This window comes from Verrucosispora sp. WMMA2121 (assembly GCF_027460185.1).
Lineage (GTDB): Bacteria > Actinomycetota > Actinomycetes > Mycobacteriales > Micromonosporaceae > Micromonospora > Micromonospora palythoicola.
This window is the reverse complement of sequence record NZ_JAPZBH010000006.1, coordinates 1,166,151-1,189,990: the sequence shown is the minus strand read 5'-3', so window position 1 is coordinate 1,189,990 and position 23,840 is coordinate 1,166,151. Positions and strand designations below refer to the sequence as shown.

Genomic DNA, 23,840 nt, shown 5'->3' with positions numbered 1-23,840 from the left:
TGGGGCGGTGACCATCGAGTTCGACGAGGTCGAGTGGCTGCGCCGTAACAACGCGGCGTGGCGGTTGTTGCGTGCCGATCATGCCGCGCTCGTGCTGGGCTTTCTGGGGCGGGTCTTCGTCGAGGAGAACGTACGCTCCATCTCCGGCGTCGAGTTGACCGCGCGGCTGTCCGACGAGCTGTTCGCGCTCAACGAGCGGCATGGCGCCGGCACCTTTCCGCGCCCCGCCAAGGCGTACCTGGACGACTGGGCGCAGCCGGAGGTGGGCTGGCTGCGGAAGTACTATCCGCCCGACTCGGACGAGGTGCACTTCGACGCTACGCCGGCGGTGGAACGGGCGTTGTCGTGGGTGCAGTCGTTGCAGGACCGGTCGTTCGTCGGCACCGAGTCCCGGCTGAACATCGTGCTGGAGCTGCTGCGCCAGATGGCCTACGGCGCGGAGACCGACCCGGACGCCCGGCTTGCGGAGTTGCAGGCGCGCCGCGACGCGATCGACGCGGAGATCGCCAAGGTGCGCGGCGGGCAGGTGGAGGTGCTCGACGGTGCCGCGCAGCGGGATCGCTACCAGCAGTTCGTGTCGACGGCGCGCGGGCTGCTCGCCGACTTCCGTGAGGTCGAGGCGAACTTCCGGGCGCTGGATCGGGCGCTGCGCGAGAAGATCGCCACCTGGAGCGGCTCGAAGGGTGAACTGCTCGACGAGGTGGTCGGCAACCGGCACGCCATCGCGGACTCCGACCAGGGGCGCAGCTTCCACGCCTTCTATGATTTCCTGCTGTCGCCGCAGCGCCAGCAGGAGTTCACCGACCTGCTCGCCCGGGTCCAGTCGCTGGATGTCATCGCGGAGGCGGATCCGCGCATGCGGCGCATCCACTACGACTGGCTCGACGCGGCGGAGCGCACCCAGGCGACGGTACGGCTGCTGTCCGAGCAGTTGCGCCGGTTCCTCGACGACCAGGTGTGGCTGGAGAACCGGCGGGTGATGGATCTGCTGCGTGGCATCGAGGCGCACGCGCTGGCGCTGCGCGACCAGCCCACCAACGACCTGGTCTTCGCCGTCGACGCGCCGGCCCCGCAGGTGGTGCTGCCGATGGAACGCCCGCTGTACCGGCCCCGGGCGAAGCAGACCCTGGACAGCACGGTCGACACCGGCGAGACGGACATCGACGTCTCCCGGCTCTTCGAGCAGGTGTACGTCGATCCGGCCCGGCTGACCGACGCGGTACGCGGAGCCCTGCGCCGTAACTCTCAGGTGTCCCTGCCGGACGTGCTCGCCGACCGCCCACTGGAGCAGGGCCTGGCGGAGCTGGTGACGTACCTGTCGCTGCGCGACCCGGCGTTCGACGTGGTCTTCGACGACGGCCGGCGCGACCAGGTGCGCTGGTGCGACACCGACGGCCGGACCCGGACCGCACTATTGCCCGCCGTCTCCTTCGTCCGCCGGGTGCCCGTACCGGAGGCGGTGTGATGGCCACGACCAGAAGCGACGAGCCGAGTCTCTCGGTGGCCGCCGCCCACCTGATGAAGGGTGTCGTCTACCGCGACACGCATCCGGTGCCGTGGCACCACCTGACGCAGTTGCAGGCACAGGTCCGCGACTACGTCGCCGTGCTCGGCCTCACCGTCGTCATCGACGAGGCCGAAGGGTACGCGTTCCTGCGCTCCCAGCCCGGCGATGACGAGACGCAGCCGGCCGTTCCCCGGCTCATCCCGCGCCGGGCGCTGTCGTTCCACGTCAGCCTGCTGCTGGCGTTGCTGCGCAAGAAGCTCGCTGAGTTCGACGCCAGCAACGCCGACACCCGGTTGGTGCTGACCCGGCAGCAGATCGTGGACCTGTGCGCGGTCTTCCTGCCAACCTCGACCAGCGAGGCTCGGCTGATCGACCAGATCGACGGCCACCTCAACAAGATCGTGGAGCTGGGTTTCCTGCGCCGCATCGACGACACCGAGGCGACGTACGAGGTGCGGCGCATCATCAAGGCGTTCGTCGACGCGCAGTGGCTGGCGGACTTCGACGCCCGGCTGGCCGAGTACGCCGCAGAACTGGAGGCGACCCGATGACCGCCGAGAGCGGGTTCCGCCTGCGGCGGCTGGAGCTGCACAACTGGGGCACGTTCGACGGCCAGGTCTGGGCGCTGCACCTCGACGGGGCCAATGCCCTGCTCACCGGGGACATCGGCTCCGGCAAGTCCACCGTCGTCGACGCCATCACCACGCTGCTGCTGCCGGCCAACCGGATCTCGTACAACAAGGCGGCCGGCGCCGACACCCGGGAGCGATCGCTGCGCTCCTACGTGCTCGGCCACTACAAGTCGGAGCGCAACGAGAAGACCGGCGCCTCGGAACCGGTCGGCCTGCGCCGCGGCTCCTGCTACTCGGTGCTACTCGGTGTCTTCATCGAGCCGGCCAGCGGCGCGACGGTCAGCCTGGCGCAGGTGTTCTGGCTGCACGACGGCAACCCGGGCCAGCCGGAGCGCTTCTACCTGACCGCCGGCCAGGAGTTGACCATCGCGGATGACTTCGCCGACTTCGGCTCCGAGATCGGCCAGCTCAAGCGGCGGCTGCGCCAGTCCGGCGCGAAGGTGTACGACCACTTCCCCGAGTACGGCCGGGACTTTCGCCACCGCCTCGGCATCGCCTCGGACCAGGCGATGGAGCTGTTCCACCAGACCGTGTCGATGAAGGCGGTCGGTGACCTCAACGACTTCGTCCGCCAGCACATGCTGGAGCCCTTCGACACCGGCGGCTGGATCCGTCGCCTCGTCGAGCATTTCCAGGATCTGACCAAGGCGCACGAGGCGGTGGTCAAGGCCCGCCAACAGTTGGCCGCGCTCAAGCCGCTGCTCGACGCCTGCGACGCGTACGACACCTATGGTCAGGCCATCGGCGAGCTGGACGCGAAGCGGGAGGCGCTGCCGTACTTCTGTGCCCGAGGCAAGGCCGAACTGTACGCAGCCCGGGTGGCGGCGCACACCGCCGAGCTCGCCGAGCTGCACGGACAACTGGCCGCCACCGGGACGACGCTCAACGAGCTGGGGACCGAGCGGCAACGCCTGGAGCTAGAACGTGCCGGGCACGGCGGCGACCGGATCGCCGAACTGGAACGGCAGATCGCCGACACCGAGGGCACCCGTGACGAACGGCGCCGCCGCTCTGACCGGTTCAGTGGCCTGCTGGCCGAGGCCGGCCTCCCGCCGGTGGAGACGATCGAGCAGTTCACCGCCCGGCAACGGGAGATCACCGACGAGCTGACCGGTGCCGAGGAGCATCGCGCCGCCCTGCAGAACGAGCTGACCGACGCCGCGGTGCGGGTGCGGGATCTGGAGCAGCAGGAGAGCGAGGTGAACGCCGAGCTGCGCAGCCTCCAGGAGCGGCGCAGCAACATCCCCCGACGCAACCTCGATCTACGATCACGCATCTGCGCCGAGTTGAAGCTGCCCGAGGCGGCGTTGCCGTTCGCGGGCGAGCTGATCCAGGTCCGGGCCGACGCCGCCGACTGGGAGGGGGCGGCCGAGCGGCTGCTGCGCGGCTTCGCGCTGTCGATCCTGGTGTCCGACGAGCATTACCCGACCGTGGCCGGATGGGTCGACCGGCACCACCTCGGCGGACGGCTCGTCTACTACCGCGTGCCGGCGACCGTGCCCCGGCAGGCGGAGCCGCTGCCCGCCGACGCCGGCCGGCAGCTCTTCGCCAAGCTGGAGTTGAAGGATTCGCCGCTGCGACCCTGGCTGGAACGGCAGCTGCGCCGCCGCGCCGGCTACGAGTGCGTGCAGACGGTCGAGGAGTTCCGCCGCGCCGAGCGGGCGATCACCGAAGCTGGCCAGGTCAAGGACACCGGCGGCCGGCACGAGAAGGACGACCGCAGCCGCATCGACGACCGCAGCACGTACGTGCTGGGCTGGAGCATCGAGTCGAAGATCGACGCGCTGCTGGCCAAGGCACGTGTACTCACCCACGACAAGGCTCAGGCGGTGCGCGACCGGGACGCGGTCGTCGACCGGCTCGACGCCCTCAACCGCCGGCTCGGCGTGCTGGGCAAGCTCGCCGAAGCCACCGACTTCGCCGACGTCGACTGGCAGTCCTCGGCCCGGCGGGTGCACGGGTTGCGCCAGGAGAAGCAGCAGCTCGAAGGCGCGTCGCGGGAGCTGGAGCGGATCACCGCTCGGCTGAACGCGGTGCTGAAGGAGATCGACACCCACAGCGCCGAGCGCGACGCCCTACAGCGTCGGATCGCCCAGACCGACGTACATCTGGAACAGGCCGCGCACGGTCAGCGGGACGCCGAGGCGCTGCTACGGGAGCCGGCGGCGCGCGACGCGGAACGCTGGTTCGCGGCCATCGCCGAGCTGGCCGGGGAGACCCCGCTGTCCAGCCCGCAGGAGTACGACCAGTTGCGCGGCACTGCCGAGGCGCAGTTCACCAGGGAGCGCGACGAGTCGGCCCGCCGGTCGGCACTGGCCAGCAACCGGGCGGTACGCGCCATGGAGGACTTCCGCAACACCTATCCGGTGGAGGCCGCCGAACTCGACAGCTCCATCCAGTCCGCGCCGGAGTACCGGGTGATGCACGAGCGGCTGGTCCGCGACGACCTGCCGCGGTTCGAGCACGAGTTCAAGACGTACCTGAACACCAACACCATCCGCGACATCGCCGGTTTCCACTCCCAGTTGCACAAGCAGGCCGATCTCATCCGGGAACGGATCGACACGATCAACCGGTCCCTCGTGGACATCGACTACAACGACGGCCGGTACATCCGGTTGGAGGGCAACCGCACTCCCAACGTGGAGATCCGCGACTTCATCAGCGACCTGCGCGCCTGTACCGAGAACTCGCTCGCGCGCGACGACGCCGACCAGTACTCGGAGCAGAAGTTTCTCCAGGTCAAGCAGCTCATCGAACGATTCAGGGGCCGGCCGGGGTTCACCGACATCGACAAGGCTTGGGCGCGGCGGGTGACCGACGTGCGCAACTGGTTCGTCTTCTCCGCCTCCGAGCGGTGGCGCGAGGACGACAGCGAGCACGAGACCTACAGCGACTCCGGCGGCAAGTCCGGCGGGCAGAAGGAAAAGCTCGCCTACACCATCCTCGCCGCGTCGCTGGCGTACCAGTTCAAGCTGGACCTGACCACCGACCGCGACCAGAGTTTCCGTTTCGTGGTCATCGACGAGGCGTTCGGCCGGGGCTCGGACGAGTCGACCCGGTTCGCGCTCGCACTGTTCCAGCGGCTCGGACTGCAACTGCTCATCGTCACCCCGCTGCAGAAGATCCACGTGATCGAGCCGTACGTGTCGGCCGTCGGCTTCGTCGACAACCCGACCGGCAGCAACTCGCGGCTGCGCAGCCTCAGCATCGAGGAGTACCACAAGCAGCGCGATACGCACCAGCTCGCCCATCTGGTCACCGTCGGGCAATGACCGTGCCGGCAACGCGCTGGTCCACGCCGGCAGACCTCGTCGCGAAGCTGCGGCGTCGGTGGAACTCCGGCGAGTTGCTCACCGCGTACGCGCGGCAGCGGTGGGAGCCCATCGTCGTGCCGCTGCGCGCGCCCACCGCCGTCGAACTGGGCGAGAACTTCGGCGCCGCTCAGGACTGGCTCGCCGCGTGGCAGGCCGTCGACCCGACCCTGGTCCGCCTGGAGTGGAAACGCGTCGGCGGGCGACTCGTCGGCAGCAACGAGGTGCCGCATCGGGCCGTCATCGACAGTGCCGACCGGATGTGGTCCCTGCTGCGGGTGAAGCGGCAGGTGGAGACGTTCCTGCGGCTGGTCGAGGCCACCCGGTCCAGCGTCCCCGGCCTGGTCGAGTGGATGATCGCCGAACCGATGAAGGTGCTGGACCACGAGCCGAGCTGGCCCCGCCTGGTCGACGTTGTGCGCTGGATCGACCGTCACCCCAGCAGCGAGCGGTATGTGCGGCAGATCGACGTGCCCGGGGTCGACACCAAGTTCATCGAGCAGCACCGGGGCGTCCTTGCCCAGCTGCTGGACCGGCAGTTGGCACCCGAACGGGTCGACCCGGCGCAACCGCCGGGCCGGTTCGCCGAGCGGTACCGGTTCCGCACCAAACCGGCGTACGTGCGGCTGCGGGCGCTCACCCGGCCTGCGCCGGCGGCGCTCGGACCGTTCAGCGAGCTGACCGTACGCGTCGACGAGCTGGCCGCCTGCCCGCCCGACGTCGCGCGGGTGCTCGTCGTGGAGAACGAGACCACATACCTCGCGCTTCCGCCGGTCCCCGACACAATCGCGGTCTTCGGCGGCGGCTATGCGGTGCGTGCCCTGGCACCGCTGGCCTGGCTGCACGACCGGAAGTTGACCTACTGGGGTGACATCGACACCCATGGGTTCGCCATTCTCGACCGGCTTCGCCAGGTGTTTCCGCACACGGCGTCGACGCTGATGGACGCCGACACGCTGCTGCGGCACCGGGCCCACTGGGGCCGGGAGGCCACTCCGGTCGCGGTGGAGCTGGCTCGCCTGACTCCCGACGAGTCGCAGGTGTACCGCGATCTGGTCGCCGACCGTTACGCACCCGCCCTGCGGTTGGAGCAGGAGCGGATCCGGTTCAGCGTCGTGGAGCAGGTGCTGACAGGTTGATCCGTCGCCCGCCTATAGCTATCCGATCCACTGACGCCCCTGCACGGCGATCTTGCACTTCCGGTCGTCGAGATGACTGGTTTGTTCGCTCTGTCCCGACAGTAAGTGCAAGATTGCCGCGGACGTTGCTCGGCTCAGGCGTACGTGTCGCCGTACTCGCGGATGTCGTTGACGTCGAGGGTGATCCGGCTGTTGTCGGTCCACTCGCCGGAGGGCTGCTGCCAGCTGCGGTCGTCGCGTTCGTCGATCGCGGACCAGTTCGGGCGGTGGTGGCGGAGGTAGATGGGCCCGGTCGACTCGCCAGGGGCCAGCTCCCCACCGGTGAAGGTCAGCTCGATCCAGCCGGGGACCGGGGTGCCGGGCGGCGGGAAGACCGTTGGAGTGGGCGTCGGGGTCGGCGGGCCGGGCGGCAGGGGCGGTGGGAAGTACTCGATGTGGCGTTGCACGTTCGCGCAGCCGATCGCCGCCCAGTCGCAGTTGGTGACCAGCGAGGTGTTCCCACCCTCGAACGTCACGTGGTAGCGGATCCGCACGTCCGCGAGGTCGAGCGGGGCGGTGCCCGTGTTGACGACCTGGAGGACGTGCTGGATCTGGTTGTCCGTCGGTGACCAGCTCAGGTTGCGGTAGCTGACCCGCGCCTTCCCGTACGCGGTGCGCACCGGGGTCACCGACGAGTCGAGGGAGTACCCGGCGTTGGTGTACGCCCACACGGTGAGCCGATATTCGGTGCCCGGCGCGAGATCGGTGAGCGTGAGGTCGGTGCCGGTGGTGGTGCCGAGGCTGCGGTACACGTTGGGGCCGAGCCACGCCCGGACCTCGTGCTGGATGGGCGTCCCGCCGGGCTCACCGATCCAGGTCGACGGTGCCCAGGTCAGGGTGAGCTGGTGTGGCTCGTTGGCCACCACGACCGGCGCGCCGGGAGTGGTCAGCACCGGATCGTCGGCCGCGTGGGCGACGGCGGTGCCGGACAGCCCGAGCACGATGCCGAGGACGGCGACGAGGGTGACCCGACGAGCACTCATGGTCCGCATGCTAGATAGCGACATGCATGAATCTCAATGGCCACGGAATATTTCAGGCGGCCGCTGCGAGGATGGCTCTGTTCAGGGGAACGTCTCGGAGGAAACGGACACGGGCATCGCCGTCCAGGCTGTCGGCCTTGCGGTTCACCTCGGACGCGGCACGGATCACGGATTCCCGCGCGCCCTGCTCGTCGCCGAGCGCCTCCTGGATGCGGCTGTGCCGGTACAGCACTTCCTCCACACAGACGGCCGGGATCTTCCAGTCAGCCGTCCTGATGTGGTCGACGGCCAGCTCACTGAACGCCATTGCCTGCGGGAGCAGGTCCTCCAGGCGGTGCCACTCGCCGAGCAATGACAGGGCGGCTATCTCACTGCGCCGCATGCCGGTGCGCCGCGTCTCAGTAAGCGTCTCATTGAGGACACTCAGTGCCTTCCGCATCATGGCGGGGCTGTTGGTGGCCAGCGCGATGAGACTCGCTGCGTATAGATTCGCCACGAGCGGGGCGAGGTTCGCCTGCCAGGTCGCCTCTGCCTCGTCCCGGGCCTGTTCCAGAAGCGCGAGTCCGCCGGAGTCGTGCTGGTCCAACGCCCTCCGACTACCGAGATACGCGAGGTTGACCGCGTGCCAACCGTCCGGCTCGTCGGCGTCGTGCAGCGCTGTCGCTTCGGTCAGCAACCGTTCCGCCTCTGCGTAGTTGCCGACAGCGGTCTCCCCCTGCGCCAGGTAGTTGAGACCGATCGGTAGTAGACCGAGCGCCGGCCTGCGGCGGACGTCGGGCACCGCGGCCCGCAGACGGGTGAGGGCTGGCCCGAGCCGGCCCGCATCGAGAAGGCTGACCCCCAGCTGCAAAGCAGTCATGTGCCGGGCACGTTGCAGGACGGGATCGTCCCCGTCGTCGGCGAGGGCGTCAGCGGCCTCTTCGGTTCGGCGGAGTACGTCGAGGCCAGCCTCGACGTTCACCTTCGGCAGTTGCCGTCCGTACTCACAACCAGCCAGGAGGATGTTCTTTGAATCGCCACTGTCGAGTGCGGTCTCCCAGGCCTCCTGGAGTGGGCCGATCGCGGCCGGGACGCCACGGGTATAGAGCAGAACCTTGCCGTGCAGATATCGCACCCGGACCTGGAGCGCCTCGTCGTTGGCGGTGCGGGCGGCCTCCAGCGCCTCGGCCGACAGCGCCTCGAGACGTACGGTGCCATCTGCCTCCGGCCGGGTACGCCAGCTCAACTCACTTGCGGTCAACAGCAGCTCGATCAGCTGGGCGCGTAGCCGGTCGGCGTCCGGCACCGGTGCCGCATGTCTGACATCGTGCAGACCCTGCTCGGCGATCGCGATGACCTCGCGAGTGGAGGCACCGGTGCCGGCCAGGCGACAGGCGGTATCGTGCGCTACCTTCGCTGCCGACAACCAGTCGCCACCGAGCCGGTGATGCCGGATCAGGTCCAACGCGAGCTCCTGGTTCAGGTCGGCGAAGTTCCGTGAATGCTGGTACAGGATGCGGCCCACCTTGCGATGCCGCTCGCGGCGCTGCCGCTCGGTCTGGTCTCGGTAGAGGGTTTCCTGGAGCAGATCGTGCTCGAAAGAGTAACGATCGGCATTCAGCACATCGTCCCAGTCATCGGCTCCGACCGGGTACAGCATGCCCGTCTCAGTCGCCAGCCGGTGTAGCCGATGCGCCACCACATCGTGGTCCTGTCCCGCGATGTGTGCCACCACACTGCTGTGGAATGAGCGGCCCTGTACAGCCGCGATGGACAGCAGGCGTAGGTCTTCCGAGGACAGTCGTCGCAGCCGGGCCTGAATCACCAGCCGGACGCGGGTGAGCAGGGCATCTGCGTCGTCCTCTGCCCGCAGGCCTACCTCTCCGGCGACATCGTCGGCGGCGGGTAGCGCGGCAAGCGGTCTTCCCCTGCCGAGGCAGTAGTGCAGCAGAAGGGGATGCCCGCCAGTCTGATCAACGAGCCGCCGGGTCACCTGGGCAGACGTCGACCCGGCGAGCAGGCGACCGAGCTGTTCGACGGCGGCAGGCGGCAGACCGCCGAGCCGAACCTGACGGGCACCTTGCAGTTGCAGGTCGTCGATCAGTTGCTGGGCAGCGGGATTGTCGGGTGTCTCGTCGTGGCGCAGCGCCAATACGAACAGCACCGGCTCGCTCTGCACGGCGCGGGCAAGGTAGGACAGCGCTGCGCAGGAACTCCCGTCGATCCGATGCACGTCATCGATCATCACGACGGCAGGGTGCTTCGCCCGCAGTAGCGCAAGCGTTGCCTCCGCCATCGACCGGGCAGCTGTGCGGTGGTCCACCAGCGGTGCGCCGGGCACTGGTCCCGACAGGGATTCAGCGACCATCTTCAGCGCTTCCCCCACGCCAGGCACCATGGTCAGCAGTTCGGGCCACCGGGTCTTCATTCCCTCGCCGGAGCGGCGCAGCAGGCGGCGGTGACGTGGAGTGCTCTGCTCGATGAGCCACGCGAGATCGACCAGAGGTCCGTAGGCGGCAAGGTGTCCTACCTGGGCGTGGCAGCGCACCGACAAGAATGTCGGCGCACCTCCCGACTCGGCGAGCTTCGCGAGCAGCGCGCTCTTGCCGATGCCCGCCGAACCGTCGATGACGAGGAAACCTCCGCGGCCTGCACAGGCCGACTGAACCTGGGCCATCGCGACCTCGAACTCGCGCTCGCGGTCGACAAAGGTGTCCACCGGCATCGGACCCCCAATGCATCAGTTCCGCCGCCTCAATCCTGTCAGCACCGGTGCAACCTGGGACCTCCTCCGGCCGGCTCTCCGTCATGGCACTACGGTCAGCCGCACTCGGCCACGGTGATCAATGTGGCGTGGTTGGGCCCCTACTCTGAGGGTGATCCCGGAGGCGGGTGGTGGTGATCCCCGATTGCCAGATCGGTCGATGTGACTAGCCTCGGTTGGGCAACGAGTTGACCGGGCACAGTCGACACCACGGGGAGACGTCCATGAAGAGAGCTGTCCGATGAGGGCGCGACGGATCGTCGCCAGAGCAACAGCCGCGGCCACCGCCACCGTCCTGGTCGCCGCAGGTCTCGCCGTGACCGGCGGGACCGCCGTCGCGCGCGGCGGCGGCTACTCGGCCCTGATCCAGCGGGCCTCGTACGGCGTACCGCACATCACCGCGCGCGACTTCGCCAGCCTCGGCTACGGCGTCGGGTACGCGCAGGCGGAGGACAACGTCTGCCTGATCGCCGAGCAGCTGGTCACCGTGAACGGCCAGCGGTCCCGCTGGTTCGGCGCGGACACCGACAACGTCGCCAGCGACCTGTTCCACCAGAAGGCGATCGACGACCGGGCCGCCGAGCGCTGGCTCGTCGGCCGGCGCGACGGCCTGAGCGCACCCTCCGACGAGGTACGCGATCAGATGCGCGGCTTCGCCGCCGGCTACAACGCCTACCTGCGGGGAGCGCGGAAGAAGATCAACGACCCGGCCTGCGCCGGGCAGGAGTGGGTACGTCCGGTCACCGAGTTGGACCTGTGGCGGGCCAACCGGGCCCGGATGGTCCGGGCCAGCTCCGGCGCACTCGCCGACGGCATCGTCGCCGCCACGCCACCGGGTGCGGACGGCAGCGACGCGAAGGTGAGCGCCCCGCGGGCGGAAGCCGTGGTCACCGCCCGGGACGGTGCGCCGGCCGGGGTGGGCAGCAACGCGTACGGTCTGGGACGCCGCGCCACCACCAGCGGCGCCGGCATGCTGCTGGCGAACCCGCACTTCCCGTGGGACGGCGACGAGCGCTTCTACCGGATGCGGCTGAAGGTGCCCGGCCGGTACGACGTGGAGGGCGCGGCCCTGATCGGCGATCCGCTCGTCGAGATCGGGCACAACGGCAAGATTGCCTGGTCGCACACCGTCTCCACCGCCCGCCGCTTCGTCTGGCACCGGCTCACGCTGGTGCCCGGCGACCCGACGAGCTACCGCTACGACGGCCGGACTCGGAAGATGACAGCCCGCACGGTCACCGTCCGGACCCCCGCCGGGCCGATTAGCCGTACCCTCCACGACACCCACTTCGGCCCGGTCGTCGTGGTGCCGGGCCGTTTCGACTGGACCACCGACACGGCGTACGCGATCACCGACGTCAACGCCACGAACAACCGGGCGCTCGACGGCTGGCTCGCCATGGGCCGGGCGCGCTCGGTGGGTGAGCTGCGGTCGGTGCTGGACCGGCGGCAGTTCCTGCCCTGGGTCAACGTCATCGCCGCCGACCGGCACGGACGGGCCCTCTACGCGGACCACTCCGTCGTGCCCCGGGTCACCGACTCCCTCGCCGCCGCGTGCATTCCAGCTCCCTTCCAGAATTTGTACGCGACGAGCGGCCAGGCCGTCCTCGACGGCTCCCGCTCCGCCTGTGAGCTGGGTCGGGACCGCGACGCGGCGGTGCCCGGCATCCTCGGACCGGCGAACCTGCCCACGCTGGTCCGCGACGACTACGTGACCAACTCCAACGACAGCTACTGGCTGGCCAACCCGGCTCGCCCGCTCGTCGGGTACCCGCGCATCGTCGGCGACGAGCGGACGGTCCGCAGCCTGCGGACCCGGCTCGGCGTGCACCAGGTGCGGCAGCGACTCGCCGGCACCGACGGGCTGCCCGGCCGGGGGTTCACCACCGGCCGGCTGTGGGACGTGACGCTCGGCAACCGGGCGTACGGCGGCGAACTGGTCCGCGACGACCTGGTCCGGCTCTGCGAGGCCCAGCCGACGGCCACCGCCTCGGACGGCACCACGGTCGACCTGACGGCCGCCTGCGCCGCGCTCCGTGGCTGGGACCTCCGGGTCGACCTGGACAGCCGGGGTTCGCACGTGTTCACCGAGTTCGCCCGGGCCGGCGGCCTGCGGTTCGCCGACCCGTTCGATCCGGCCGCGCCGCTGACCACGCCGAACCGGCTCGCGGTCGACGACCCGAGGGTCCGCACGGCGCTCGCCGACGCCGTGAAACTGCTCGGCGGCATCCCGCTGGACGCCCGCCTCGGCGACATCCAGAGCGAACCTCGGGGCACCGAACGCATCCCCATCCACGGCGGCTGGCCGGAGGCCGGTGTCTTCAACATGATCATCAACCAGGTGCAGCCCGGCGTCGGCTACCCGAAGGTGCGGCACGGCACGTCGTACCTGATGGCCGTCGAGCTGAGCCGGGACGGGCCGTCGGGCCGGCAGCTGCTCACCTACTCGCAGTCGGCCAACCCCAACTCGCCCTGGTACGCCGACCAGACCCGGCTGTACTCGGCCAAGGGTTGGGACACCATCAAGTTCACCAAGAGGCAGCTACGGGCCGACCCGAACCTGGTCACCTACCGGGTGGGGGAGCGCCGCCGCTGATTGAGTGACGTGGAGCGGCGCCGTCCGTCCGGACCTACGTCACGCAGCCGGCGGCTGGTAGGTGATGGGCAGTCGGACGGCGGCGTCGATCTCCGCCGTGGTCAGCAGCGGCACGATACGGGCGTCGACGCCACCCGCCGCCCGTACGGCGATGCCGAGCGCGGCGGCGGTCACGTTGTCCGGCACCTCGCAGAGCACGTACAGGTCGAACTGGCCGAACGCGTAGTACACCGCCTCCACCTGCCCGCCGGCGTTCTCGATGAGGGCCTCGACCACCTCGGCCCGCGCCGTGCCGCCCTCCTTGGCCAACCCGGCCATGCCCGGGATCGTGTAGATCGCTGTGACCAGGAACTTCGCCACGCTGGCACCACCTCTCCCGCCGTCTGCCCGGCCCTGACCGCGTGCCGCGCCTACCCGTTTCCCGTCCGGTCACGCCTGGCGGCGCAGAGTCACCGTGGCCGTGCTCACAGAAACCTCTGCTGGTCGCTAAACGGGCGGCGAAGTGTCGTTCGCGGGAGCTACTGTGCCGTGCGGGCTTCACCTCCGCCGTCGCGTCGGCCAATCGGCGCCACGTCGGCCACCACCGCTCGTTTCATGGGCAGTTCCAACAACGGGAGACCTCGTGACACAGCAATCTGTCGCGGCACCGCAGCCTGTTCCGACCTCGGACAAGCTCGACGCCGCGGTGCTCAAGGTGGCCGGCGTCGTGGTGCTCGGTGCGCTCATGTCGATCCTCGACGTGACGGTGGTCAGCGTCGCCCTGCCGACGTTCCAGAGCGAGTTCGACGCCTCGTACGCCCGGGTGGCGTGGACGATGACCGGCTACACACTCGCCCTGGCCACGGTCATCCCGCTCAGCGGGTGGGCCGCCGACCGGTTCGGCACCAAACGCCTCTACATGATCGCGCTCGCGCTGTTCACCATCGGCTCCGGCCTGTGCGCCACCGCCGACACGATCGGCCAGCTGATCACGTACCGGGTGTTGCAGGGTCTCGGCGGTGGCATGCTGATGCCGATCGGCATGGCGATCATGACGCGGGCGGCCGGGCCGAACCGGATCGGCCGGCTGATGGCGGTGCTCGGCATCCCGATGCTGCTCGGCCCGATCGGCGGCCCGATCCTGGGCGGCTGGCTGATCGACGTGGCGAGCTGGCACTGGATCTTCCTGATCAACCTGCCGATCGGCATCGTCGCGCTGGTGTACGCCCAGTTGGCCCTGCCGAAGGACAGCCCGCAGCCCTCCGAGTCGTTCGACTTCCTCGGCATGCTGATGCTCTCGCCGGGTCTCGCCCTCTTCCTGTACGGCGTCTCCACGCTGCCCGAGGCCGGGACCTTCGCCGACCCCGAGGTGTGGGGGCCGATGCTGGTCGGTGCCGCACTGGTGGTGGCGTTCGTCATCTACTCCTTCAAGCCCCGGCACCCGCTGCTCGACCTGCGGCTGTTCCGTAACCGCAGGCTGACCGTCGCCGCGCTGACCATGTTCGTCTTCATCATCGCGTTCATGGGTGCCGGCCTGCTGTTCCCGAGCTACTTCCTGCAGGTACGCGGTGAGTCGACGCTGCATGCCGGCCTGCTGATGGCTCCGCAGGGCCTCGGTGCCATGGTCACCATGCCGATCGCCGGCATGCTCGCCGACAAGGTGCCGGTCGGCCGGACGGTGCCGTTCGCGCTGCTGCTCATCCTCGCCGGGTTCTTCACCTTCACCCAGCTCGACGCCGACACCTCGTACGTGCTGCTCTGCGGCTCGCTGTTCGTGATGGGCCTGGGCATGGGCGGCACGATGATGCCGGTCATGACGTCGGCGCTGAAGACGCTGACCGGGCACGAGGTGGCCCGAGGTTCCACGCTGGTGAACATCCTCCAGCAGATCGGTGGATCAGTCGGCGCCGCGGTGATGTCGGTGATCCTGACCAACGAGCTGAACGGCTCCCGGCAGGTCCCCGGCCTCACCGACGAGAACGGCAACCCGGTCACCGAGGCCGGCCTGGCGATCGCCGCCCAGCAGCGGCCGGAGCTGGCACAGCAGATTCCCGACCCGTCGCTGATCGAGCGTGGGCTGGACTTCGCCGCCAACTCCTTCGCCACCACCTTCTGGGTGGCGTTCGCCCTGGTGGCGGCCACGTTCATCCCGGCCGCGTTCCTGCCCCGGCGCCGGGAACGGTCCCACCTGCTCGACGACCAGCCCGGAGATCAGCCGGGGGACCAGCCGAAGGTCCCGGTCATCGTTCACTGACCGCTCCGTCCCTCGCGGCTTGCGGCATGTTGGGCCTTCCCACGAGCTAGCGGGCCCAACATGCCGCATCTCGTGGCTGTCGCCGAGCGGGCGGGCGCGGGACAGGACAGCTGGCGGTAGGGTGCGGCCGGTGGGGAAGATCGGATTGCCGCCGGAATTGGTGGTGCCGCCGGGGGTCGAGGCCGAGCGCGTGATCACCGCCGTGCTGGCCGATCTGCGTTCCGGGGAGCACCGGGGCGTGGTGGTCGACTCGCCGCCGGGGGCCGGCAAGTCGACCCTGGTGGTACGGGCCGCGGTCGAACTGGCCACCGGCGGGTCGGGCGGTACCGACCCGGGCGGCGGCGGGTCGGGCGACGGCGCGCCACTGATGATCATTGCGCAGACCAACGAGCAGGTCGATGACCTGATCGACCGGCTCGCCGCGAAGGCGCCGCAGCTGCGGATCGGGCGGCTCTCGGCGGGTGACTACCGGGCGTCGCCCCGGGTGCGGGCGCATCCACAGGTCCGGGTCGCGGCGAAGGCCGCCGACCTGGCCGCCTCGGCCGTGGTGATCGGTACGGCCGCCAAGTGGGCCACGGTCACCGAGGGCTGCTGGCCGTGGGCGATCGTGGACGAGGCGTACCAGATGCGCTCGGACGCCCTGCTGCGCGTGGCCGGCAGGTTCGAACGCGCCCTGTTCGTGGGTGATCCGGGGCAGCTCGACCCGTTCTCCACCGTGGACAGTGGTCGGTGGGCGGGGTTGACCTGGGATCCGATGCAGTCGGCGGTGGCGGTGCTGCTGCGGCACAACCCGCACCTGCCGGTGCGTCGGCTGCCGGTCTCCTGGCGGCTGCCCGCCTCGGCGGCCCCGGTGGTGTCCCGCGCGTTCTACCCGTTCACCGGCTTCCGCGCCGGCACCGGCCCGGACGACCGGGCCCTGCACCTCACCACGCCCGGGTCGGGTGACGCCGTCGACCGGGCGGTGGAGTCGGCCGCCGCCACCGGCTGGGCGCTGCACGAGCTGCCGCCCCGGCACACCCTGCGTACCGACGGGGAAGCCGCCGCCGCGTGCGCCGCGCTCGCGCTGCGGGTGCTGCGGCGCGGGGCGGTGGCGGTCAGTGAGCAGGCGCCCGGTGGCGCGCCGGTCACCGCGGACCGGATCGCCGTCGGCGCCGCGCACCGTGACCAGGTCGCGGCCATCCGCGCGCGACTCGGCGAGGCCGGTGCGGACATCACCGTCGACACCGCCAACCGACTCCAGGGCCGGGAGTACGACGTGACGATCGTGTTGCACCCGCTCTCCGGGCGGCGCGACGCGACCGCCTTCCACCTGGAGTCGGGGCGGCTCTGCGTGCTCACCTCCCGGCACCGGCACGCCTGCCTGGTGGTGGCCCGCGCCGGCATCGGCGACCTGCTGGACGCCCACCCCTCGACCGAGGTGCCGCAACTGGACGTGCCGGTCCGGTTCCCCGACGGCTGGGAGGCCAACCAGGCCATCCTCGCCCACCTCGCCACGGTGCCTGCACCGCCGCGTTGACCAGCGGCGACGGCATGCAGGATGAACGGATTCACGCCGTCGTCGATCACCGGGATTCATGTCGGTGTCCCGATACAACGGCGGTTCAGATGATCTGTCGCCGTCGATAGCGTGGGGTGCCTAGGCCGTCGGAGAAAGGCGGACCATGACCTCCCCATCCGTTTCGTTGTCCCGGCGCGGGCTGCTCGCCGGCACCGCGGTCGCCTCGGCCGCGGCCGTCACCGCAACCGTGCTCACCCCATCCGCCGCGGCGGCCGTCCCGGTTCACCCGGCAGCATCGGCGGTCGTCCGCGACGGGATCGCCACCGCACGACTGGCCGCCCCGGCGGCCCTGCAACCTGATCTGCACGAGCGGCTGGGCGCCTGGTTGGCGTTCTGGTCGGCGAACTCACCGGGTGCGTGGAGTGTGCCCGTCGAGGTGGTCGGCGCGGCCGACGCCGCCGGGGCGGCGTTCACCCTGCGCGCCATCCGGGTGGTGGCGGCCGATCGGCCGTTCGCCGCCTTCCTCGCCGGCCGAGCCGACCACGCCCACCTGGGCACCCTGGCCAGCCTGCATCACCACTTCGGCCAGGTGAGCGTCGCCGCCGACGGTGGGCTGCGCGTGGTCGACGGTGCGGCAGGCTTCACCGGCTCATCCGAGCAGGTCGCCTTCGCGGTCGCGGCGTGCCGCGAACTGTGGGGCGTGCGTACCGCCGGGGCCGCCACCTGGCGGCACCGGGTGGGCCGTCTCGACGCCGCCTCCCGCTCCGGCTGGGCGGCCTTCACCAGGGCGGCCCTGCGACGCGGGCTGCGCACCGACACCTACTGAACGAACCGGAGGAAACACCATGGCACGCCACGAGTTCCGCTTCGTGGTCGACGGCGTCGACCTGACATCCGAGCAGCAGAGCCAGATCGCCGGTGAGATCCAGAAGGCCGGTCTGGCCGCGCTCTCGGTCGCCGGTACCAAGCTCAGCAACCCGCTCGCCCTCGGCCACGCCAACCTGCGGCTGCGGCCCGAGTGGTACGGCCTGTGGGTGATCGACGGTCCGTTCGCCCAGGACCTCGGCGAGAAGATCAACGACATCGGCTTCTGGTTGCAGAAGTGACCCGACCGCCGCGGGGACCGGACGGGCCGGGGGAGCGGATGTGCCCGAGTACGCCCACGGGCAACGCCACGGTCTTCCTCGGCATGATCACCCCGGCGGGCCGGGTCGCGTACGTGACCCCGGCCCTGCCCGCCGAGGTGGCCGTCGCCGCCGCGACGGAGGCCGACGTCGCGGTGGAGACCCGCTACCGACTCGCCGGCCCCTGCGTCACCAGCCGATGCGGTTTCTGGACCGGCGAGCACTGCGGGCTCGGCGAGCGCCTCGTCGCGTCGTACGCGCAGACCGTCGGCGAACCGGAGGTGGAACTGCCCCGCTGCGCCATCCGGCGCACCTGCCGCTGGTTCGCCGAACAGGGGCCGGCCGCCTGCGTCGCCTGCGCCCACGTGGTGACCGACGCGCGCTGAACCGGGACGGCCCGGGGTGTCGGTCCGGTCGGCTACCGTCGGTTGCCATGAGCGTGCGGGCGGGCGGATTCATGATCGGGCGGGATCATCCGGCCGGTCTGTTGCGGGCCGAGGTCGACCGCGCCACCGCCAGCCACGGCGGGCTGGTCCTGGTCGCCGGTGAGCCCGGCATCGGCAAGACCACCCTGGTCACCGCCGCCGCCGACGAGGCCCGTCGACAGGGTGCGCTGGTGCTCGGTGGCGCCTGCTGGGATTCGGCCAGCGCACCCGGCTACTGGCCGTGGACGCAGGTGTTGCGCCGGCTGCGCCGGTCGGCGGAGGACTGGACGGTGGCCCGGGAGTCGGCCGAGCCGGCGCTCGCCCTGCTGCTCGGCGAGGCGAGTCCTCTGGTGTCGGCCACCGTCCACGGTGAGGGCAGCGTCCTGACGTCGGTTCGCGGCGAGGGCGACGCGGCGGAGCAGGAGGCGTTCGCGCTCTACGACGCGGTCACCACCGCGCTGGTCGCCGTCTCGCAACGCCGGCCGGTCATGGTGATCCTCGACGACCTGCACTGGGCGGACCCGGCGTCGATGCGACTGCTGCGGTTCGCCGCCCAGCACACCTGGTTCGAGCGGCTGCTGCTCGTCGGCACCTATCGCGACGCCGAGGTGGAGGCCGCCGACCACCCGCTGCGGCCGTTGCTGATGTCGCTGGTGGCCAAGGCCACCTCGATAAGCCTCACCGGCCTCAGCCGGGACGAGGTCGGCGAGCTGATGACCCGCACCGCCGGCCGGACACCCGACGCGCACTGCGTCGACGACGTGCACCGGCGCACCGGCGGCAACCCGTTCTTCGTGGAGCAGACCGCCCGGCTCTGGCACGCCGACGGCACGCTGGCCACCATCCCTCCCGGCGTACGGGAGGTGGTGCGGCGGCGGCTGGAGCATCTACCCGCCATGGTGGTCGACGCGCTCACCGTCGCCGCCGTGCTGGGCCGGGAGTTCCACGGGGAGGTGTTGGCGGCCGGTGTCGGCCTGCCCACACCCCGGGTCGGTGAGTTGCTGGAGGTCGCGGTCACCGCCCGACTACTGCTCGGCATGGGCGACGACCGCTACGCATTCGCGCACGACCTGGTCCGCGAGACGCTCTACGACGCGCTGACCGAGGACGACCGCGCAGCGCGGCACGCCGCCGTGGTGCGGGCCGTCGAGGAGCACGACACGCTGGGCCGGTTGCTGATCCCCGCCGACGTGGCCCGCCACGCATGGCTGGCCGGTGCCCATCTGGACGAGTTCCGCGTCACCGAACTGCTGCTCGACGCCGCGCGGGACGCCAGGTGTCGACTGGCGCTCGACGAGTCCACCCTGCACCTGCGGCGGGCTCTGGAGGTGGTGCGGGACGAACTCCAACAGTTCAAGATCGTGACGACGTTGACCGACCAGCTCTTCCACTGCGGTGCCCGGGAGGAGGCGCGCCAACTGCTCAGCGAGGCCGCCGCGCTGGCCCTCACGGTCGATGACCCGGCGGTGCTGGCCCGCTTCGCACTCAACGTACGTCGCCACTGGCAACTCGACCCCGTAGCCGGCATCGACGGCGAGGCGCTGCTGCGCGAGGCGTACCGGCGGCTCATCGGCGAGCCCGCCGCCAGCGTCGGACCGGCCGTCCTGGAAGCCGACCTGATGACCGCCACCGAGACGCTCGCCCGGTCGACGCGCGACGACGAGGCACTCACCTTCAGCCTGTGGGTGCGACACGACTCCACCTGGGGGTTGGGCACCGCCGCCGACCGGTCCGCCCTCACCGGCGAGATTCGCGACGTCGCGCGTCGCAACGGTGACCGGGAGACCGAGCTGTGGTCCACCTCGCTGCGCTGGGTCGCGTTGCTGGAACTCGGCGACCCGCACTACCTCGACGAACTCACCGCCTTCGTCACCGGTGGACGACAGACCGGCAAGCCGCGGCACCAGATGGCGGCGGCCATCGACGGTGGCATCATCGCCGCCTTCCGAGGCGACTTCGCCGGTGCGCAGGCCTGCTACGACGAACTCGGCGAGCTGGACGAGTGGGAGCACTCCGACCACGCCTTCCTCGGGCATCATCTGCGTTGGGCGTTGCTGCTGCTACGGGGCCGACTCGACGATGCCGACGCGTTGCTCGACGGGCTCGCCAAGACCGATCATCCGCAGCTCGGCCTGCTGCGGGCGATCACCGCCGCCGAACGGGGTGACCACCGCACGGCGGCAGACCTCATCGCGGAGCTCGAAGCCGCGGGCACCCGGTTCGCCGGGTCGGTCTCGCCGATGTGGTTGCGGTTGCGCGCCCAGGCCACGGTCGCCGATCCGAGCCGCTGCGCCGAGGTGCGTCAGGCGCTGCTGCCGTATCGGGGCCAGTGGCTCGTCTCGCTGTACGGCTGCGACCTCAGCGGTCCGGTGGATCACTGGCTCGCCGTGGTCGACGCCGCCGAGGGGCGTTGGGACGACGCCGTCGCCGGCTTCTCCGCCGCCCGCGCCGCCGCCGACCGGATGGGTGCCCGGCCGTGGTCGCTGATCGCCCGTACCGCGCTGGTCGACGCGCTGACCGCCCGGGCTGGGCCTGACGACGCCACGATCGCCGCCGCCCTGCGTGCCGAGGCCGGGCGCGAGGCCCGCGACCTCGACATGCCGCAACTCCTGGCCCGACTCGCCGCCGTCGCACCGGTCGTGCCGGCCACCGAGGCACCCGAGCGGCCCGCGGAGGCGGTCCCGGCTTTCGGCTCGGCCACGGCCGACAGAGCGTCGGCGGGCTCGGCGTCGCCTGGCGGGTCGGTGGCCGGCGCAGTGGCGGAGCTGGCGGCTGGTCCGGTGGCGGTGGGAGCAGCCGCAGCCGGTTGGGCGTCGGCCGTGGGCGCGGTGCCAGCCGGTACGGCCGTCACCGGTGGTGCGGTCGGTCCGGCGTACGAGTTCCGTCGCGACGGGGCCGTCTGGCGACTCACCTTCGGTGGTAGCACCGTGCATCTGCCCGACGCGAAGGGGCTGCACGATCTGCGCCTGCTGCTCGGCCGTCCGGGCGTCGACGTGCCCGCCGTCGAGATGCTCGATCCGGCCGCCGGGCCGGAACTCGTCGCCGCCCGCCGGATGGGCGGCGATCAGGTGCTCGACGACGAAGCGAAGAGCCGGTACCGGCGCCACCTGGCACGGCTCGACGACGAGATCGACCTGGCGGCCGGGCGCGGCGACGAGGACAGGGTGGCGGCGCTGGACACCGAGCGGCAGGCGCTCATCGACCAGTTGCGGGCCGCCGCCGGGCTGGCCGGCCGGACCCGTCGGCTCGGTGACGAGGCGGAACGGGCCCGCAAGACGGTCACCGCCCGCATCCGCGACACGCTCCGCCGCCTCGACCAGCGGCACCCACCCCTCGCCACCCACCTGCGCGCCACCATCTCCACCGGCGCCGCCTGCCGCTACCTCCCACCCACCCCCCTCCCCTGGCACCTCTGACCAGGAGCGATCTTGGTCCGAAAGCGCCCTCCGAGGGGCGCCTCCGGACCAAGATCCAGGGCTGCGGGTCGGGTCAGCGGCGGTTGTAGCGGTGCATGGTTAGGGGGCCGAAGACGAGGATGAAGGCGGCGCTCCAGACGGCGATCCACATCATCGCCGAGGCGTCCGTGGTGCCGGCCATGGCCGCGCGTACGGACGAGACCAGGTGCGTGATCGGGTTGGCCTTGACGAACGCCTGGAGCCAGCCGGGCATGGTGGACGGGTCGACGAAGACGTTGCTCAGGAAGGTCAGCGGGAACAGCACCATCATGCTGACCCCCATCACCGACTTCTCGCTGCGCAGGATCAGCCCGAAGAACGTCCACACCCAGGAGAACGCGAAGGAGAAGACCACCAGCAGGCCGATCCCGGCGAGGACGCCGACCACGCCGCCGTCCGGGCGGAAGCCGAGCACCAGCCCGACGGTGAGGATCACCAGGGCGGCGAGGACGTAGCGCAGCACGTCGCCGACGATCATGCCGACCAGCGCGGCGGGCCGCCAGACCGGCAGCGTCCGGAACCGGTCGAAGACGCCCTTCTCGATGTCGGTGTTCAACCCGACCCCGGTGTACATGGTGATCATCACGACGCTCGTCACCATGATGCCCGGCAGGAAGAACTGCAGGTAGTCACGAGGACTGTCGGCGAGCGCGCCACCGAACAGGTACGTGAACATCAGCACCATGATGATCGGGAACGCGGTCACGTCGAACAACTGCTCCGGCACGTGCTTGATCTTCAACAGGGCCCGCCAGCTGAAGGTCAACGACGCCGACAGCGGGCTCGGCCGTGGCGGTCGGGCGCCCGGCGCGAGGACCGTCGCCAGCGCTTCGGAGGAGGGTACGAAGACCGTCGGCGCCCGGCCGGTCGAGGTGGCGGTGTCGCTGCTCATCGGGCTGCCTCCAGCTCGTCGTCCCGCTCGTCGGTGGCCGGCACGGCGGGATGGTCGGTCAGGGCCAGGAAGACCTCGTCCAGGCTGGGCTGGCCGAGGGAGAAGTCGTCGACCACGATCCCGGCCCGGGACAACTCGCCCAGGGCCCGGGCGGCCTGTGCGCTGGCGTCCAGTTCGCTGCCGTCGCCACCCACCCGGGCGGTGATCGCCACCGGGTCGGCCTCCAACTGCACCGGTACGCTCAGCGTCGCCTGCAACACCCGCTCGGCCTCGGGCCGCTGGTCGGCGTTGCGCAGCCGCAGGTGGACCGTGCCGGAGCCGACCGACGACTTCAACTCGCCCGGGGTGCCCTCCGCGATCACCCGGCCGTGGTCGACCACCGCGATCCGGCTGGCCAGCTTGTCGGCCTCGTCCAGGTACTGCGTGGTCAGCAGCACGGTCGTGCCGTGCGCGACCACCGCCCGGACGATCTCCCACACCTGGTTGCGGCTGCGCGGATCCAACCCGGTCGTCGGCTCGTCGAGGAACAGCAGGTCGGGGGTGTTGAGGATGCTCGCCGCGATGTCGATGCGCCGCCGCATGCCGCCCGAGTACTTCTTCACCTGCCGTCCGGCCGCCTCGGTCAACCCGAACGCGGCCAGCAGTTGCTCCGCCCGTTGCCGGGCGGCGGACTTGGGCAGCCCGAGCAACCGGCCGAGCAGGATGAGGTTCTCCGTGCCGGTCAGGTCCTCGTCCACCGAGGCGTACTGGCCGGTCAGGCTGACCCGGGCACGTACCGCGTCGGCCTCGGCCACCACGTCGTGACCGAACACCCGGGCCTGCCCGCCGTCGGGACGAAGCAGGGTGGCCAGCACGCGTACCGCGGTGGTCTTGCCGGCCCCGTTCGGACCGAGCAGCCCGTACACGGCACCGGCCGGAACCTGCAGGTCGATGCCGGCGAGCGCGCGGGTCTCGCCGAACGACCGGGTCAGCCCCTCGGCCTCGATGGCGAGGCCGGTGGTGCGTCTACTCATGATTGCGAAGTGTCCTTCCGTTCGTCACGTCTGTGAGCCGGGCCGCCGGACCCGGCGACCCACCACATCCCACGGGTACGACAGAATGCTCCCTCCCCGTGGCCGCCCGCCAGCTACAACGACGCTGGCCGACGGGAGTGGTCGGCTCACCACACAGGCGCGAGACGGCGGACAGCCGCCGCTAGATCTGATCTAGCGGCGGCTGTCCCGACACCACCTGCCGGCGGTGATCCGGTCCGACGGCTTG

At 70.7% G+C, this 23,840-nt stretch carries 16 protein-coding genes; 11 read left to right on the top strand and 5 right to left on the bottom strand.

Features of this window, described 5'->3' with window-relative positions:
• Positions 1-7: 7 nt before the first annotated feature.
• Genes O7605_RS14385 through O7605_RS14370 form a run of 4 tightly spaced genes read left to right on the top strand, consistent with a single transcriptional unit; the run spans position 8 to position 6,592 of the window.
• On the top strand, positions 8-1,465 hold the full coding sequence (locus O7605_RS14385) for a DUF3375 domain-containing protein (protein WP_269739655.1): 1,458 nt from the start codon (positions 8-10) through the stop codon (positions 1,463-1,465).
• Positions 1,465-2,058, top strand: coding sequence for a DUF4194 domain-containing protein (locus tag O7605_RS14380; RefSeq protein ID WP_269739654.1), 594 nt, complete (start codon positions 1,465-1,467; stop codon positions 2,056-2,058). Before O7605_RS14385 ends, O7605_RS14380 begins: the two co-directional genes overlap by 1 nt.
• Positions 2,055-5,414: an ATP-binding protein gene (locus tag O7605_RS14375; protein WP_269739653.1), complete on the top strand. Its 3,360-nt coding sequence runs from the start codon at positions 2,055-2,057 to the stop codon at positions 5,412-5,414. Before O7605_RS14380 ends, O7605_RS14375 begins: the two co-directional genes overlap by 4 nt.
• Positions 5,411-6,592 (top strand): Wadjet anti-phage system protein JetD domain-containing protein, encoded by a 1,182-nt coding sequence (locus O7605_RS14370; protein ID WP_269739652.1) that lies wholly within the window; start codon positions 5,411-5,413, stop codon positions 6,590-6,592. Before O7605_RS14375 ends, O7605_RS14370 begins: the two co-directional genes overlap by 4 nt.
• A 134-nt stretch (positions 6,593-6,726) precedes the next feature.
• On the opposite strand, the gene O7605_RS14365 is transcribed toward O7605_RS14370, so the two are convergent.
• Both O7605_RS14365 and O7605_RS14360 read right to left on the bottom strand, forming a co-directional pair.
• A complete protein-coding gene (locus tag O7605_RS14365) occupies positions 6,727-7,614 on the bottom strand; it encodes a cellulose binding domain-containing protein (protein ID WP_269739651.1) in 888 nt (295 codons plus the stop codon).
• Positions 7,615-7,666: 52 nt separating this feature from the next.
• Complete coding sequence (locus O7605_RS14360; protein ID WP_269739650.1) at positions 7,667-10,312, bottom strand: ATP-binding protein; 2,646 nt, start codon at positions 10,310-10,312, stop codon at positions 7,667-7,669.
• 286 nt (positions 10,313-10,598) lie between these two features.
• Between O7605_RS14360 and O7605_RS14355 the strand changes: the two genes are divergently transcribed.
• Entirely contained in the window at positions 10,599-12,953 is a 2,355-nt protein-coding gene (locus O7605_RS14355) for an acylase (RefSeq protein WP_269739649.1), read from the top strand.
• Between the two features lie 39 nt (positions 12,954-12,992).
• Here O7605_RS14355 and O7605_RS14350 read toward each other — a convergent pair whose 3' ends face one another.
• Positions 12,993-13,271 carry a GYD domain-containing protein gene (locus tag O7605_RS14350; protein WP_443083984.1) on the bottom strand — a complete coding sequence of 93 codons (279 nt, stop codon included), beginning with the start codon at positions 13,269-13,271 and terminating at the stop codon, positions 12,993-12,995.
• A 304-nt stretch (positions 13,272-13,575) separates the two neighbouring features.
• On the opposite strand from O7605_RS14350, the gene O7605_RS14345 reads away from it, so the two are divergent.
• The 6 genes from O7605_RS14345 (at position 13,576) to O7605_RS14320 (ending at position 21,649) form a co-directional block, all read left to right on the top strand.
• Positions 13,576-15,186, top strand: coding sequence for a DHA2 family efflux MFS transporter permease subunit (locus O7605_RS14345; RefSeq protein WP_269739647.1), 1,611 nt, complete (start codon positions 13,576-13,578; stop codon positions 15,184-15,186).
• Positions 15,187-15,316: 130 nt separating this feature from the next.
• Positions 15,317-16,702, top strand: a complete 1,386-nt coding sequence (locus tag O7605_RS14340; protein ID WP_269739646.1) for an AAA domain-containing protein — start codon at positions 15,317-15,319, stop codon at positions 16,700-16,702.
• A gap of 145 nt (positions 16,703-16,847) precedes the next feature.
• Complete coding sequence (locus O7605_RS14335) at positions 16,848-17,510, top strand: hypothetical protein (RefSeq protein WP_269739645.1); 663 nt, start codon at positions 16,848-16,850, stop codon at positions 17,508-17,510.
• 19 nt (positions 17,511-17,529) lie between these two features.
• Positions 17,530-17,790 carry a hypothetical protein gene (locus O7605_RS14330; protein WP_093401959.1) on the top strand — a complete coding sequence of 87 codons (261 nt, stop codon included), beginning with the start codon at positions 17,530-17,532 and terminating at the stop codon, positions 17,788-17,790.
• Entirely contained in the window at positions 17,787-18,194 is a 408-nt protein-coding gene (locus O7605_RS14325) for a hypothetical protein (RefSeq protein WP_269739644.1), read from the top strand. Before O7605_RS14330 ends, O7605_RS14325 begins: the two co-directional genes overlap by 4 nt.
• A 47-nt stretch (positions 18,195-18,241) precedes the next feature.
• Positions 18,242-21,649 (top strand): ATP-binding protein, encoded by a 3,408-nt coding sequence (locus O7605_RS14320; RefSeq protein WP_269739643.1) that lies wholly within the window; start codon positions 18,242-18,244, stop codon positions 21,647-21,649.
• Positions 21,650-21,722: 73 nt separating this feature from the next.
• Here the strand turns inward: O7605_RS14320 and O7605_RS14315 are convergent, their stop codons facing one another.
• Together O7605_RS14315 and O7605_RS14310 are read right to left on the bottom strand one after the other, a co-directional pair.
• On the bottom strand, positions 21,723-22,580 hold the full coding sequence (locus O7605_RS14315) for an ABC transporter permease (protein WP_269739642.1): 858 nt from the start codon (positions 22,578-22,580) through the stop codon (positions 21,723-21,725).
• Positions 22,577-23,593, bottom strand: a complete 1,017-nt coding sequence (locus O7605_RS14310) for an ATP-binding cassette domain-containing protein (RefSeq protein WP_164449989.1) — start codon at positions 23,591-23,593, stop codon at positions 22,577-22,579. The genes O7605_RS14315 and O7605_RS14310 overlap by 4 nt, the downstream gene beginning before the upstream one ends.
• Positions 23,594-23,840: the final 247 nt, after the last annotated feature.